The sequence below is a fragment of the Pseudoflavonifractor sp. An176 genome (assembly GCF_002160435.1).
Taxonomy (GTDB): domain Bacteria; phylum Bacillota; class Clostridia; order Oscillospirales; family Oscillospiraceae; genus Enterenecus; species Enterenecus faecium.
In genome coordinates, this window is the sequence record NZ_NFKO01000026.1 from 1 (window position 1) to 13,159 (window position 13,159).

Genomic DNA, 13,159 nt, shown 5'->3' on the forward strand with positions numbered 1-13,159 from the left:
ATTTCGGTAAAGCTGGAATCATATGAGGTAATCAAAACCATTAAGGAACCAGACGATTCTTTTTTAGAATTGATCGGAATTCCGGAAAAATCGCAAAATGACATGATTGATGATTGCCTATTGTTTGAAGTATATTCAAACAGAGTTGACATACTAATCACGGAGGATCGGAGACTAAGAAATAAAGCTATAAAGCTAGGTTTGAGTGACAGAGTTTTTTCAATAAATGCATTTATCAGTGCAGCGACGGCTGAAAACCCAAGTCTCATTGAATATAAAATGCTTGCCGTTGAAAAAACCTATTTCGGAAATGTTGATTTAACCGATTCTTTCTTTGACAGTTTCCGTATCGCTTATCCAGGATTTGATAAGTGGTTTGCTCGCAAGTGCGATGAAGAAGCTTACATATGTAATACGGATGCTGGAAAGGTACTAGGATTCCTCTACTTAAAAACAGAAGGTGTCGATGAGAATTACTCAGATATTGTTCCGCCCTTTAAACCGATGCGCAGATTAAAAGTAGGAACATTTAAAGTTGAATCTACCGGATTTAGGTTGGGTGAGCGTTTTGTTAAAATTATTTTTGACAATGCCTTACAACGCAATGTTGACGAAATTTATGTAACACTCTATACAGATAGAGAAGAACTGTCCGCTTTGGCTGCATTACTGAAAAGGTGGGGCTTCACTGAATATGGAGTAAAAATTGGAAACGGGAAAGAAGAACAAGTTTTAGTAAAAAGGATGAAAGATTTTGATCATAATATTTCTTTTCGCAAAAACTTTCCCAACATTCAGTATGATTGCAATAAGTATATTTTGCCGATTTTCCCACAATATCACACCACACTACTCCCGGATTCCAAACTGAACAACGAGAATAAAATTGATTTTCTCGGAAGAGAACCTCATAGGTATGCATTACAAAAGGTCTATATCTCGTGGGCTCCCGGAAATGGTGTAAAGCCCGGTGATCTAATTCTGTTCTATCGAACAGGCCCCGAAGGTTCAAATAAAAAATATACTTCGGTTGTTACAACAGTCGCTATGGTGGATGAAATTATTAGCAATATTCATTCTCAGGAGGAACTGCTTAGTATCTGTCAGAATCGAAGTGTCTTTTCTACCGAAGAATTGAAAGGCTTTTGGCGTGATCATAGGCGTAATTTAAAAGTTTTAAAATTGTCTTTTGTCAAAAGCCTGAGCAAAAGATTAACATTGGGCTACCTTTGGGACCATGACATTGTGTGTGCTCCAAGGGGGCCTAGATCGTTTATGAAATTGAGTGATGAACAATATAATCAGATTATGCACGATTCTGAGACGGAAATTAAGTATGTAGAATGATGAGGATTTAATTTTGAAGGCGATTCTATTATCAATAAAACCAGAATATGTTGATAGGATATTGGCTGGTACAAAAAAATATGAATATCGTAAACGGCTAGCACGAAGTGACAGTTCTGTTCTACTTGTATATAGCACATCTCCGGTAATGAAAGTGGTGGCAAAAGTTGAAATACTGGGGACTATTTGTGCAGCTCCCTCCACCTTATGGGAACAGACTAAAAGTAACGCGGGCATTAGCAGAAAAAAATATCGGGAATATTTTCATGGGTGCAAAACAGCATACGCCTATAAATTAGGAAAAGTAGAAATATTTGATCCTCCACGAGATTTATTAGATTACAATATCACACTTGCCCCGCAATCTTTTTCGTATGTAGATATAGAATAAAGCAGGAAAGGGTGGCTTGAAGCCACCCTTTCCTGCTTCGGGCCATGCTGACCCGAAGTCAACTTGCCAGAAACCGATACATAGCAGACTTGCCTCCGTCCAGAGCCCAAAGCAGAGAACCAGCCACCGCTTGCAGCCCATACGGCGAAAGGAGGAAGGCGAGGAACAGAAATACAATCCCGCCGATGGGGGTTGGCGTGAAAAAGAGGGCGATACCCAGCACCGCCAGGATCACGGAGGCAATCGTCAGCAGGAAGGCGCAAATATCAAACAGAAACACCAGCAGAGCAGCCAGAAGGGACAGCACCAGAGCGAAAGGCGCAACCAATATTTTCAGCAGTATCTTCATCATCAAAACCTCCTTTATTCTTTCTATCTCTATTTTATCATGCCTGCCCGGGGACATAAATGTTGCGAAAGATTAGTGAATCCTGTCCTTAAGGTCAAAAAAAGAGCACCCTCAATAGGTGCTCTCAAATATATTAAAAATTGAATTTATCAAATGGTTGTGCCAACGTTTTAATGTTATTCCAATTAAAATCATATAACTCTGATTCCTGCCAATCGGATATTAAAGGGGGATGTATTTCAAAAATAACATCTGCATCAAAATTCAAATCATAGGCACCATCTTCTTGCCAACAAAGGCCATTTGTCCCATATGTTTCAATACAGCGAGAACCAAACTGGGAATACAAGAGTATTAAAATTCCAGCTACTGCATTGATACAATTTTCTAAATTTGCTTTTTCAAGATTTTCTTCACGATTATGTTTTACCTTATTATAGGCATCATACCAGTCTGGTGCTTTAGAGTTAGTAAGTCCAAAATTAGCAAAAGGACGAAAATCCTTTTTTATATATTCCAATTCATGGGTGTTGGGATTTCGCATTCTCCAGTTGGAAAACGTTGCAGTGTATTTTGACAGCAGCGAGGATTTCTCCAGTTTCTTATAATCAAGCATGGTAAAATGCTTGTTAGTTGGTGTTGCTCCGTTGGCTTCCATAATAAGTTTACAATTTAATTCTACTTCAGTACAAGCGCGGAGTAACAGACTATATAATTCAAAGGAAAAGGTAGCCTTATTTTGTTCATCTGGCTCGATAGAATTAAATATTGAGCGCAACTCCTTCTCGATATTGATATATGCTCTACTAAGTTGTAGGCGATCGGAAGCGTACCTTTTATCTACCGCATAATCTGGAACAAATGACTTTGGACGAGCTATTCTATAATACGGTTTTGCTAACCCCATGATTATTCCTCCAACATTTTATTTTGTGTTTTTAGTGTATATCTTCAAAAATTTAATGTCAATCAGATATATAGTTTACACATAAAAAAGAGGGCGGCAAGCCCCACACAACGGAAGCCTGCCGCCCTCGTCTTACTTTGCCACCAGCTCGGAGAGCTCCCGCAGCACCTTTGACACCTCGCCCCACAGCTTTTCATAGTCCCGCTTCAATCCGTCGATTTCCTCCGGGTACACGCCGTAGGTATGCGCGTGTACGGCGACCTGATTGAGATTATTGGAGCAGCGCCTTTGCAGAGAGATCAATTCTTTTATGGGCGCAAGGTCAACGTGCAGGATATACCCGTTCAGAGCCATCTTCCGCACATAAGCCCCGGCATTGGAAATGCCCGCTTCGGCCATCCGTTCATGGATGGCCGCCAGCTCGTCCGGCGTTACCATGACGTGTAGATGGACATTCCGCTTGCGGTTCTCCATCAGCGTTCCAGCTCCCGGCCCTTTCTGCGCTCTTTGGGCTCCTTCACTTTGTCCAGCGGCTTTGCGTCCAGCTCCGGGGGCGCAGGCTGGATGGGCGTGTTATTGGGTACGCCGTCGATCATGTTGCAGTTCTGCTCCGTGGAGAGCTCGGCGGTTTTCAAATAGTTGTCTTTTTCGTGCATGGCAATCCTCCTTTATCGTTCCTCATGGTTTTTATGGCCCCGCTTCTGGCTGGGTTCCTTCGGGGGTTCCTGCCCTCTGGCTCCATCCTTGAGCCGGGCGGTAATGGATGGGCGCGCCCGGTCAGGATTGCCCGGTGCGGGTTTCAGCTCATAGTCCTCCATCTGTTTTTCGGTCAGCGGCTTTGCATAGGTCAGTTCGCCCCATGCCATCAGCCTGCCATTTGCCACAGGGCGCCGCCTGTCGTCATCGTAGTTGACGATGGAAAGCGGAGGGTTATCCGGGGACTTCGGGTAGGTGCCTATGTCCACAGGGCGCTGGGTGGAATAGTAGCGGTAAACGCCCTCTGGGCCCAGCTCCGTATTTTTGACTGCCGCATGATAAAGGTACTGATAATCGTCCACCCGGCGATCAAAGTCTCGCTGCGCCCATTCCAGACTGTTTCCATAGCGGCCCCAGTAGTAATCCCGCTGGCCCTTTTCGCCTTCGGTAAACTGCCAGGTCACAAAGGGGTCCGGCGCTCCCGGATTATGCCCCAGCGCAAAGCCGTGTCCGCTGTCAAAAGTGGTTGTTTTCAAAATGGCATAGCCTTGTACAATCTCCAAGAGATACCTCCTTTCTGTACCTCGGGCCAACATGGCCCGAAGTGTGGTATGTTACGAAATGAGGGAGTAAACCGGGACGGGATGGGTTGCAGTATTCCCGCCCCGGAAACGCCCTCAAAAAAGCCCGGAATATCAAGCCTTTCGGGGCGGCAAATCGTAACCGCCGCCCGGCCTTTTCTCCCGCATTTTTCTCATACGTTCCCGGCTTTTCCGGCGGTTTCCTTCGGCCTTGCAGGCGTCGGAACAGTAGGCTTGACGGCCTTCGGGTAAAAATGCCCGCCCGCAGACCGCACAGGCCCGAAGCTCCGGGGAAATACCTTCCACGGTCAGCGCCGCAAGAAGCTCCGGGTCGAGGGGCAAGACGGCCTCCCGGAAATAGCGGCAGTACGCCCCTGTCCAGCATTTGTGCAGCATATAGCAAGCACAGTCCAGCGGCAGGCACAGGCCCGTTTCCCGGTCATAGTTGGCGCACATTCCCGTGACAAGGGAACGGATTTTCTTCTTCTCGTCACGGGTCAGCTCCCGGGCGTCCATTCAGGACTTCGGGCCACGATGGCCCGAAGGGCGGGGCTCCACGATCAGCGCCCGGAATTTCTTCCGGCACTGTTTTTTCCTGCCTTTGCACTCCTTGTAGTAGCGGCATCCGGTACAAGGGTCGTCGCTGCCCCGGCCCGGCCACGGCACTTCCTTCATCATTCGCTCAAAGGGGCTGTTGGTAAAATTCACTGGCGGGCCTCCTGTTCTTCCGTGTCCTCGTCCCACGGAGGGGTATCCTCGTCCTCGGGTTCCTCTGCGATTTCCTCCTGCCCTTCGTCCTCATATTCGCAGTAGTCGTCCTCCAGGTCCGGCGCTTCGTGCTTCGGCTTGTAAATCTTGAAGTAATAACCGGCACCGCCGCCGATCAGCACCACCGCCCCGATCAGGAGCAGCGAAAGAAATGGGCTGTCTGTTTTTTCGGCCTCGGGTTCGGGTTCCGGCTCGGTCACTTCCTCCACGGGTTCGGTGGGCTCCGGCTCCGGTTCGGGGGTCACTTCCTCGGCTGGTTCCTCGCCCTGTTCGGCAAGAGGCAGAAGGTCATCCACAGTTACAGCATTGAGGAAATAGACGTTTTCGCTGGTTTTCTGCTTGTCGATCACCAGATAGAAAACACTCTCGTCTGCGGTGGTAATGGTGTAGAACTCTTTGCCGTCCTCGTCGGTGGCGTTGTCCACCACCGTTCCCGTTCCATCCGGGGTAAAGGGGTTCTGGGTTTCCGGCTCCGCCTCGGTTTCCACCGGGGCGGGGGTGGCCTCGGGCTGCGGCTCATTGCTCTGGGCGTAAGCCGGGACCGTAAAGATCAGGCAACACAAAAGGCTGGCAGTCATCACCGCCAGCCTGCGAAATTTAGTTTTCTTCATGGGCCGTGTCCTCCTTTTCGGGTGCCTCCGGCTTCGGGCCATTGTGGCCCGAAGCGGCAAGGCTGTTTTTGGGGTCGTTCAAAAAGGCCATCAGCTCGGCGGGGGTCAGTTTGAGAGAGCGCACCGCCTGCACAATCTGGCTGTTTTCTTCCTCCTGTTTCTGCTTTTCCAGCTCCCGGATTTTGGCCTGCCACTCGGCGGCCTTCTCCCGGGCCTTTTCCAACTCCTTATCGAGCTTGTCGATCTTGTTCATGCAAGGACTCCTTTCTTCTGGCTCACAAGCGCCCGAAGGCGTAGAAATGTGTCTGCCAGTAGCTTGAATTGATATTTGCGTATTGGATGGGAGAACCACAATGGAGCATCATCCCGTCGCCCACATAAATCCCCACATGGGACACAGGGCCGGGGCTGTCATAAGTTCCCGTGAAAAAGATAATGTCGCCCGGCTTCGCCTCGGAGGGGGAAATGATGGCGCACTGGTTGTAAATGCCCTGCGCCGTGGTACGGGGCAGGTTGTGGACGCCGCTGGCCGTGTACACCCAGCAGACAAAGCCTGAACAGTCAAAGGAGGTGGACGGGCTGGAGCCGCCCCACACATAAGGCCAGCCGATGTACTTTGTCGCCTCCGCCATGAGCGCCGCAAAGGCCGGGTCATCCAGCGCCTCGCCGGGTATCTCATAGCTGGGGCCGGTGTCCTCGCCGCCGATATAAATCCCTTCCCACAAATAAGGCTTGTTGCCTTTGAGCTGCTGCATGACGGTGTAGATTTCCCGCTGCTGTTCATCCAGCCTCGGCAGGATCACGGCAGGCAGCGTTTTGTTTGTGAGGGTCACATTGAGGATGTAATACTCATAGGGGACTTCCTCGGTGGTGGTTTCTCCGGTTTCCGGGTCGGTGCTGGTTTCGGTGCGGTAGCGTATCTCGATTTCCTCCGTCAAGGTCAGCTCATACTGCGCCTCGAAGATCTCCCGCAGCTCGTCCTGCACCTGCTCCCGGAAATAAACATGGTACTTTGCCGAGAGATAGGACGCCAGCTCATAGGGGTTGTGGCCGATCTCGTCCACGGAATAGCGGTACTCGTCATAGCCGGGATGGGTGCTTTCGATGTTCGCTACCGTCTGCGCCAGTTCATTTTCCAGCGCCGTGTAGTCCTCGTCCACGCCAAGCAGGTCGGCGTCCTCCGAGGCATAGGAAGTGCCGGATACCGCATTGGCAAGACCGCTGCCAAGCGTGGGAAAGATGGAGCTTACCGCCGACAGGATATAGCAGACCAGCAACAACAGCACCAACACCAAAACCGCCACAGGATGACGGGTCACAAACCGCGCCGCCCGCCGGGTCACATTCCCCGAAGCGGCAGCGGCTTTCTTTGCGGCCTTTGCGCTCTGTTTTGCCGCCGCCTTTGCCTCTTTGGAATACCGGCGTTTTAGTTTCCACTTCTGCTGTATCCGGGACAGCGGATTGCTGGCGAGCTCCGGGTGCTCGGCGGCCATCTTCTGAAAATCCACATTGGCCCGGGCTTTTATGTCCTTCCGTTCCCACTTTGCCACCTTCCGGGCCGGGTGTTCCCGCCAGCGCCGTTTGGCATACCGGGTCAGTTTCCGGGTCCCAGCCTCGGCGGTCAGCTCGGATTTATGCGCTCCTTCCACGCCCACATTTTCATGCTCGACTTCGTGGATTTTGTTGTGGAGATAAAACCATGCCTCGGTGCGGGCTCCCCGGACGGCTTTCTTTGCAAGTCCCGGCGGCTTCTGCGCCGCCCGTTTCGCCTCGACCTTATCCAGCTTCTCCCGGGCCTTTCCCAGCTTTTCCCCGGTGCGCTCCGCTTTGGCCTGCGCCTTCTGGTACTTGTCCTTTTTACTCCCGGCTTTCTCGGCGGAGCCCTCCGGCTCCTGCGCCTTGCCGGTATCCTGCGGACCGCCCCTGTCATCCTCCTGCCTCATGCGGTCAGAAGGGCGGGCTTTCCGGCTGTCCTCTTGAAACTTGCCGCTTTTGGACTTCGGGCCATCATGGCCCGAAGCGCCGGTCTGCCCGGTATCCTCGTCCTCAAACCGCAGGCGTCGGGACGGTGCAGGGGAAGGCCCTTCCCGGTCAGCCGGTCCGGGGCGAGTGCTCCCGGTATCCTCCGGCGGCCCCGGCCTTTGAAAATTCCGTTTATCCGGTTTCTTTCCGATGGCGTATCCCTCCTTTCCGAACCTCGGGCCAGTATGGCCCGAAGTGTGTTACGCCCGCTTCATTTCCTGTTTCTTGTCCTCCGGGCGGGTGGTCATAATGGCGTACAACTCGGTATTCTGCGGGAAGCGGTCAACAAACGGGATGGTGGTATTCCCGAAGAACAACAGCCCTTCGCCGGAATTGGTGTGGGTCACATAGGAAAGCTGGTGGGGGCTGATACCGAGCTGTTTGGCTAAAATCTGGCGGTCCCCCTGCGCCTGTGAGAGCAGCACAAGGAAGTCCGAGTTTTCAAAGATGTTCTCGATCTCCGGGCTTGCAAGGAAGTCCTTCACGTTCTGCGTTAAGGCGCTGGGCACGCAGCCCTTCTTACGGAGCATTTTCCAGATCGCCACACAGTAGCTTGCCGTCAGCCGGTCACGGAGCAGCACATGGAACTCGTCGAAGTAGCACCATGTAGCGATACCGCGCAGGAAATTCATGGACACCTGCGAATTGACAAGGTCCTGCATAATGAGCATGGCAATCGTCCGAAGCCCGGCTCCCAGCTTTTTCAGGTCGAGGCACACAAGGCGGCGGTTCAGGTCCACATTGGTTTCATGGTTGAACACGTTAAGAGAGCCCGACACATAGATTTCAAGGGCCGTTGCCAGCCGCACCGCCTCGCCCTCGGGCTGGGAACAGAGCAGGTCATAGAGGGTTTGGAGGGTCGGCATTTTCGCCGTCTCCGGGTTCTGCAAATGCTCCCGGTACATCTGGCGCACACAGCGGTCAATGACGGTCCGTTCTACCGGCTGCAAGCCGTCCTTGCCGCCGACGATCAGCTCCATCAGCGACAGGATAAAGTCGGCTTTCAGCGCCATCGGGTTTTCCTCGTCGAAGCTCAAATCAATGTCCATCGGGTTAATGTGGTGCGGGCTGTCCGGGGCGATCTCGATGACCTGTCCACCCAGCCGCTTGATAAGGGGCGAGTATTCGCCCATCGGGTCCACCACGATAATCCGGTCACGGGTGGCAAGGAACACGTTTACAAGCTCCCGCTTTGCGGCAAAGGATTTGCCGGAGCCCGGCACGCCGAGGAACAGGCCGTTGGGATTTTTGAGTTTCTTCCGGTTCGCCATAATGACGTTATGGGAAAGAGCGTTGAGCCCGTAATAGACGGCCTCGCCGTCCATGCGGAGCTCCTGCGTCATAAAGGGAACGAAAATAGCCGTGGAGCTGGTGGTCATGCCGCGCTTGATCTCAATGCCGTTATGGCCCAGCGGCAGGCTGGAAAGAAAACCGTCCTCCTGCTGGAAGTCCAGCCGCTTCAAGGTGCAGTTGTATTTCTGAACGATACCTGACACCGTGAACAGGTCATTGTCCAGCTCCCGACGGGTCGGGGCCATGTTCACCACAAGGAAGGTCAGCAGGAACATTCGCTCGTTCCGGCTCTGCAAATCTTCCAAGAGGGTCTTTGCGTCGTTGCTGTACGTCACAAGGTCGGGCGGGAGTATGTCCATGTCATATCCGGCCCGGGCGGCTTTCTTCTGTTCCTCCACCTTCATCTTGTCAATGTCGGAGACTTTGGCCTTGATGGATTTCACGGCGGCGGCCTGATCGACGGTCTGGATATGGAGCGTGATCGTCATTTCCGCATCCATTTCCAAAAGCTCCGCCAGCAGCTTGTCCGATAGCTCCGAAGCCAAAATCTGCAAATAGGAGGCAGCGCCCCAGGTCGTCCCCACCCGGAACAGGCGGCTGAAACGGAAGTCGAAGCTGTCCGGTGCGATAAAGTCCTTTGTGGAAAGGCCGGTCTGGGGTATCATATCCCACGAAAACCGGAAAGGGTCGGTGCCGCCGGGGTGGAGCTGCCCGTGAAGGAGCTCCAGCCGTTCCAGTCCCGAGAGGGAGCGGCACTTGACGCCCAGCTTTTTGAAGTTGCCGCAAATGTCCGCCTCCACACGCTCCAGCCTCGCCCTTGCGGTGGAGAGGTCGTCCACATTCACACCGAAGGTCAGGAGCTTTGTGCGGACAATGCCGTTGTTGCTTTTGGCGATCTGGTTCTCCAGCATTTCCACATACTCACGCCGGACGCTGTTGTAGTCGTCCTCCTGCATGGGGATGTTGACGCTGTACCGGCTGCCCGGGCGGCTCCGGTGGTTGAGGAAAGAAAGCTGAAACGGCAAGGAGCTATCAAAGTAGTTCAGACAGGCGCTCCACCCGTCAAAGATGGCCGCCTGATCTTCGGTCTGGGCGAGCTGGTAGTTGATGTCCTCGTATTCAATGGTTTTGGTGTAATAGCGGTCCTCCACCCGGCACACCCCATCCCGGTACATTTCCCGGTAAGGGAGGGTCTGCTGGGCGGTGGTGGGAATGTCCTTTCCCTTTGTGAACAGGCCGAGAAGGCCCGTCTTGTCAGGCTTTTTGCCTGCGGGCTTTCCGGCCCTTCTGTTGTTTTGCAATCGGCTGCGCCTCCTTTCTGGCGCCAAGCAGCGCATAGAAGTTTTCGGTTTTGTAAGGCCGCACCCGGGGATAGAGGAACCGGGTGCGGATGATTTTTTTCAGCACCTTTTCCAACGGCAGGCCGTCCCGCTCATACATTGCGAAAAAGAAGAACGGGAGCATGAGGCCGATCATCAGGAACATGGCGGCGCTGTTTCCGATACTGCCACGGGAAAACAGGTAGGCCGGAAGGCCCACCGCCGCCGCGCCGGAAAAACAAATAAGCTGGCGCTTCGTGAGATTGAAGGCCAGCTTTGTCTTGATTTTGGACAGGTCTTTGGGTACTGGCACATAGGCCATTTCGTTACACCTCCTTTACCGCTTCGGGCCAACATGGCCCGAAGCTACCTTGCGGCCTCTTTGGCCGGGGCTGTGCTGCGGGCGGCTTCGGCGGCCTCCCGTCCGCTCTGCCTTGCCCGCCAGTATTCGGGATTGTATTGCCGGATGGACTGATTGAGGTTTTCTTCAAACCGCTCTTTGTCCTTGATACGGTCGGGGATCTTCCAGAGCTTTTTGTCCAGCAGTTCCCGGAGCACCACACTTTCCTGTGCGTCCTCCTCATAGCAGATATAGCCCTTGTCCTTGAAACCGCATTTTTTCGCCGCCGGAGAGAGGACGGCGGCCACCTCGTTTGCTACCATCGTTCCGCCGTGGCTGGCGGTGGATACCAAAAACACGCCCGGACAGAGAACTTCACAGCTCTGCACCTCTCCCCACGGGGAGCTCTGGGGCGCGTGGAACATCCCGCCCGTCCGGTTCCGGTCCGCCTGAATGAGCGCCGCCTTTTCCAAGATGGCCTTCAGCTCCGGGGAAAAGTAGGCGTATTCCCGCAGGACACGGGCGGCGTCCCCGCCGCAGGCGTTCATCAACAGGGTATAGGCGTCGCTGTCCGCTTTGGTACAGCGGCCCAGCAGCTTGCCGTCATAGTAGCAGGCCGCGTCATAGCCCGTCCGTTTGCGTGGCATGGGTTTCGCCTCCTTTCCGCTTCGGGCCAGCATGGCCCGAGGTCAACGCTCCGCACCACGGCTGGGCTTTTCCTTCGGGGGCCGTTCCGCTTTTGCCTGTTCGGCAGCCGCTTTCCCGGCCTTGAGCTGTTCACTGATGGACGCACGCCCGGCAGAGCCGCGCTCCGCCATCTGTTCCAGCTTTACTTCATAGGCTTGCAGAACAGCGGTGTTGAGCTGTTCCCGGAACTCCTTCGTGACGGGATAGGCCATATCCCGATAGCCGCCCTTGCCGTCCGGCTGGCTGGGCATCCCCACGAAAAGGCCCTTGCTGCCCTGCACGATTTTCAGATTTTCCACCACAAAGCAGTCGTTGAATTTCACGCTGGCAAAGCCCATCAGGTTTTTCACAGGTTCGATGACCCGCACGCTTACATCCAGCTTCAACGGTGCGGCGGGGGTGGCGTCCGCAACCTTTTCCTGCATGGTTTCCTCCTTTCCGGCGGGAACAAGGTTCCCGTCCTTGTAGTCATAGCCTTCCGCCCGGAGTGCCGCCAGCGTGTCCGCCGATACGCAGCCGGACAGTTTCAGATCGGTTTCCACCATAAAGCGCATGGTGTCTGTTTTAGAAAATTCCTCGGGGAGCTTTCCGTAGAAAGCCGGGTGCGGCTGTCCGTCCGCGCCCTGTTTGTAGCGCCGGGGCATACCGCCTCCTTTCCGCTTCGGGCCAACATGGCCCGAAGTCTCTTAGTGGCAGCCGAAGATGGATTTTGCAAGGCTGCCCGTTTTGAACAGGGTAAAACACAGCAGCACCGTATAGCCCACACAGCCCCAGATCGCCCCGATGGGGTCGCCGTCGGTGGCGATACTCTGGATAAGCACCGCATAAATGGCGACACAGACCAAAATCAGCAAGCCTTGAAAGCCTACCGCAAAGAGGGAACGGAAATAGTTCTGCCCCATGTGTCCGGTTTCCCGGTTGGGGACGGTGGCAAACGGGATGGGTGCCAAACTTGTGAGTAAGTAAATTTCAATCATACGGCCATATACGATAACGAAGATCACGATGTTTAAGGCAATCATGGTAAGTTGAATCAGGAATGACTGGAGCCAGAGGCCAAACAGGGGGCCTAACTCCATTGCCTCCAGCTCGGTCCGCAGACTGTCCATTACATCCGTTGTGATCTCTGTCCCGTTCTGGATAATGCCCGCCGATTGCTGGATGACGTGCTGGCTCACGTCAAAGACGGCCAGCACGATATTGAAGGTATTCGTCAGGATCATTACCGCCACAAAGGTTTTGAACACCCACTTGAAAAACATCCATGTGTCAACGTCATGGAGGTTGTTGCGGTCAATGAGCATTTGTATCAGCTCATAGGTCATTACAAAAGTGAGGATGACCCCGGCGATTGGCAGGATGGCGGTTTCAGAGATTTGCCGTATCATGGAAAAGACCCCGGCGTTCCAGTCCGCCGGGGTCGTGCCTACCTGTGTGGCGATCTCGCCAACGCTCTGATTGACGTTATTGAAAAGGCCATCCAGATTTCCCATGATACCATCGACAAGCAAACCTTTGAGCCATTCAACGATTGCGTCGATGATAAAGTCCATACATCAGCTCCTTTTCTGGAAAAAGGGACAACGGGTAAGGGTTAGCTGAACAGGCCGGACAGCAGAGGGATAAGCTGCATACCGATCAGGACGACACCACCGCCCGCCATGAGCTGCTTAATGCCCTGGCTCTTTGCCGCGGGGTTGTCGGACCCGTAACCTTCCAGCAGATTGATGACGCCCCACACCGCCAGACCAGCGCCCAGCGCCATGACCAGAATCTTGAGAATGTCGATAGCAGAGTTGAAAAATTCCATATACGTTCCTCCATTTTGTTTGTTGGTTTTTGGGTACA

The 13,159-nt window shown here is 53.3% G+C and carries 18 protein-coding genes; 2 read left to right on the forward strand and 16 right to left on the reverse strand.

Going from position 1 to position 13,159, the window contains the following annotated elements; translation table 11 throughout:
- Positions 1-1,347, forward strand: a 1,347-nt coding sequence (locus B5F12_RS11890) for a hypothetical protein (protein ID WP_087233689.1), incomplete at its 5' end; no start/stop codon positions are given.
- 13 nt (positions 1,348-1,360) lie between these two features.
- Positions 1,361-1,738, forward strand: a complete 378-nt coding sequence (locus tag B5F12_RS09365; RefSeq protein ID WP_087233692.1) for an ASCH domain-containing protein — start codon at positions 1,361-1,363, stop codon at positions 1,736-1,738.
- Positions 1,739-1,796: 58 nt separating this feature from the next.
- Here the strand turns inward: B5F12_RS09365 and B5F12_RS09370 are convergent, their stop codons facing one another.
- The 16 genes from B5F12_RS09370 to B5F12_RS09450 form a co-directional block, all read right to left on the reverse strand.
- Positions 1,797-2,087, reverse strand: a complete 291-nt coding sequence (locus tag B5F12_RS09370) for a CD1845 family protein (protein WP_087233695.1) — start codon at positions 2,085-2,087, stop codon at positions 1,797-1,799.
- Between the two features lie 133 nt (positions 2,088-2,220).
- A complete protein-coding gene (locus tag B5F12_RS11765) occupies positions 2,221-2,994 on the reverse strand; it encodes a hypothetical protein (protein ID WP_087303130.1) in 774 nt (257 codons plus the stop codon).
- A gap of 132 nt (positions 2,995-3,126) precedes the next feature.
- The gene (gene mobC, locus B5F12_RS09375) at positions 3,127-3,468 is read right to left on the reverse strand and encodes a plasmid mobilization relaxosome protein MobC (protein WP_021419845.1); all 342 of its coding nucleotides are present in this window, start codon (positions 3,466-3,468) and stop codon (positions 3,127-3,129) included.
- Positions 3,468-3,650 (reverse strand): DUF4316 domain-containing protein, encoded by a 183-nt coding sequence (locus tag B5F12_RS09380; RefSeq protein ID WP_021419846.1) that lies wholly within the window; start codon positions 3,648-3,650, stop codon positions 3,468-3,470. Before B5F12_RS09380 ends, mobC begins: the two co-directional genes overlap by 1 nt.
- A gap of 12 nt (positions 3,651-3,662) precedes the next feature.
- Positions 3,663-4,253, reverse strand: coding sequence for a hypothetical protein (locus B5F12_RS09385; protein WP_242954937.1), 591 nt, complete (start codon positions 4,251-4,253; stop codon positions 3,663-3,665).
- A 132-nt stretch (positions 4,254-4,385) separates the two neighbouring features.
- Positions 4,386-4,787, reverse strand: a complete 402-nt coding sequence (locus B5F12_RS09390; RefSeq protein ID WP_087233701.1) for a cysteine-rich VLP domain-containing protein — start codon at positions 4,785-4,787, stop codon at positions 4,386-4,388.
- Entirely contained in the window at positions 4,788-4,979 is a 192-nt protein-coding gene (locus tag B5F12_RS09395; RefSeq protein WP_036744833.1) for a hypothetical protein, read from the reverse strand. It lies immediately after the preceding gene.
- Positions 4,976-5,650 carry a DUF4366 domain-containing protein gene (locus B5F12_RS09400; RefSeq protein ID WP_087233704.1) on the reverse strand — a complete coding sequence of 225 codons (675 nt, stop codon included), beginning with the start codon at positions 5,648-5,650 and terminating at the stop codon, positions 4,976-4,978. Before B5F12_RS09400 ends, B5F12_RS09395 begins: the two co-directional genes overlap by 4 nt.
- On the reverse strand, positions 5,637-5,903 hold the full coding sequence (locus tag B5F12_RS09405; RefSeq protein ID WP_006574806.1) for a DUF4315 family protein: 267 nt from the start codon (positions 5,901-5,903) through the stop codon (positions 5,637-5,639). Before B5F12_RS09405 ends, B5F12_RS09400 begins: the two co-directional genes overlap by 14 nt.
- A 22-nt stretch (positions 5,904-5,925) precedes the next feature.
- Positions 5,926-7,593, reverse strand: a complete 1,668-nt coding sequence (locus B5F12_RS09410; RefSeq protein WP_087233707.1) for a C40 family peptidase — start codon at positions 7,591-7,593, stop codon at positions 5,926-5,928.
- Between the two features lie 279 nt (positions 7,594-7,872).
- Positions 7,873-10,140 carry a DUF87 domain-containing protein gene (locus B5F12_RS09420; protein WP_116705549.1) on the reverse strand — a complete coding sequence of 756 codons (2,268 nt, stop codon included), beginning with the start codon at positions 10,138-10,140 and terminating at the stop codon, positions 7,873-7,875.
- A 79-nt stretch (positions 10,141-10,219) separates the two neighbouring features.
- Positions 10,220-10,606: a PrgI family protein gene (locus B5F12_RS09430; RefSeq protein WP_087233713.1), complete on the reverse strand. Its 387-nt coding sequence runs from the start codon at positions 10,604-10,606 to the stop codon at positions 10,220-10,222.
- Positions 10,607-10,650: 44 nt separating this feature from the next.
- Entirely contained in the window at positions 10,651-11,304 is a 654-nt protein-coding gene (locus tag B5F12_RS09435; RefSeq protein WP_087233716.1) for a hypothetical protein, read from the reverse strand.
- A gap of 9 nt (positions 11,305-11,313) precedes the next feature.
- Positions 11,314-11,955: a septation protein SpoVG family protein gene (locus B5F12_RS09440; protein WP_158096794.1), complete on the reverse strand. Its 642-nt coding sequence runs from the start codon at positions 11,953-11,955 to the stop codon at positions 11,314-11,316.
- 42 nt (positions 11,956-11,997) lie between these two features.
- The gene (locus B5F12_RS09445; RefSeq protein WP_087216255.1) at positions 11,998-12,864 is read right to left on the reverse strand and encodes a CD0415/CD1112 family protein; all 867 of its coding nucleotides are present in this window, start codon (positions 12,862-12,864) and stop codon (positions 11,998-12,000) included.
- Positions 12,865-12,905: 41 nt separating this feature from the next.
- Entirely contained in the window at positions 12,906-13,121 is a 216-nt protein-coding gene (locus B5F12_RS09450) for a Maff2 family protein (RefSeq protein WP_021419859.1), read from the reverse strand.
- Positions 13,122-13,159: the final 38 nt, after the last annotated feature.

Excerpts from the sequence above, each read along its gene's own strand:
- B5F12_RS09370 (WP_087233695.1), bottom strand. The coding sequence starts at position 2,087 with ATGAAGATACTGCTGAAAATATTGGTTGCGCCTTTCGCTCTGGTGCTG.
- B5F12_RS11765 (WP_087303130.1), bottom strand. The coding sequence starts at position 2,994 with ATGGGGTTAGCAAAACCGTATTATAGAATAGCTCGTCCAAAGTCATTT.
- mobC (WP_021419845.1), bottom strand. The coding sequence starts at position 3,468 with ATGGAGAACCGCAAGCGGAATGTCCATCTACACGTCATGGTAACGCCG.
- B5F12_RS09380 (WP_021419846.1), bottom strand. The coding sequence starts at position 3,650 with ATGCACGAAAAAGACAACTATTTGAAAACCGCCGAGCTCTCCACGGAG.
- B5F12_RS09390 (WP_087233701.1), bottom strand. The coding sequence starts at position 4,787 with ATGGACGCCCGGGAGCTGACCCGTGACGAGAAGAAGAAAATCCGTTCC.
- B5F12_RS09400 (WP_087233704.1), bottom strand. The coding sequence starts at position 5,650 with ATGAAGAAAACTAAATTTCGCAGGCTGGCGGTGATGACTGCCAGCCTT.
- B5F12_RS09405 (WP_006574806.1), bottom strand. The coding sequence starts at position 5,903 with ATGAACAAGATCGACAAGCTCGATAAGGAGTTGGAAAAGGCCCGGGAG.
- B5F12_RS09410 (WP_087233707.1), bottom strand. The coding sequence starts at position 7,593 with ATGAGGCAGGAGGATGACAGGGGCGGTCCGCAGGATACCGGCAAGGCG.
- B5F12_RS09420 (WP_116705549.1), bottom strand. The coding sequence starts at position 10,140 with ATGTACCGGGATGGGGTGTGCCGGGTGGAGGACCGCTATTACACCAAA.
- B5F12_RS09430 (WP_087233713.1), bottom strand. The coding sequence starts at position 10,606 with ATGGCCTATGTGCCAGTACCCAAAGACCTGTCCAAAATCAAGACAAAG.
- B5F12_RS09435 (WP_087233716.1), bottom strand. The coding sequence starts at position 11,304 with ATGCTGGCCCGAAGCGGAAAGGAGGCGAAACCCATGCCACGCAAACGG.
- B5F12_RS09440 (WP_158096794.1), bottom strand. The coding sequence starts at position 11,955 with ATGCCCCGGCGCTACAAACAGGGCGCGGACGGACAGCCGCACCCGGCT.
- B5F12_RS09445 (WP_087216255.1), bottom strand. The coding sequence starts at position 12,864 with ATGGACTTTATCATCGACGCAATCGTTGAATGGCTCAAAGGTTTGCTT.
- B5F12_RS09450 (WP_021419859.1), bottom strand. The coding sequence starts at position 13,121 with ATGGAATTTTTCAACTCTGCTATCGACATTCTCAAGATTCTGGTCATG.